The sequence below is a fragment of the Alkalibacterium sp. 20 genome (assembly GCF_001885615.1).
GTDB lineage: Bacteria > Bacillota > Bacilli > Lactobacillales > Carnobacteriaceae_A > Alkalibacterium.
Map to the genome: position 1 here is coordinate 1 of NZ_LSRN01000014.1, position 235 is coordinate 235.

Here is a 235-nt window from a genome sequence, read left to right on the forward strand (position 1 = left end):
TAATAAGGGTTAGGCATGCTAAAAGTGGAAACCCAAGCGAGTGATGCTAAGAAGGTCAAACTTCGGCATGCTCAGGTGAAACTCCCAGTGAGTGATGCTAAGAAGGTCAAACTTCGGCATGCTCAGGTGAAACTCCCAGCGAGTGATGCTAAGAAGGTCAAACTTCGGCATGCTCAGGTGAAACTCCCAGTGAGTGATGCTAAGAAGGTCAAACTTCGGCATGCTCAGGTGAAAC

General features: G+C 48.1%; 1 protein-coding gene. It reads left to right on the plus strand.

The features are described from left to right. Positions 1-15: 15 nt before the first annotated feature. Positions 16-235, plus strand: a 220-nt coding sequence (locus tag AX762_RS12940) for a hypothetical protein (RefSeq protein ID WP_218162453.1), incomplete at its 3' end; no start/stop codon positions are given.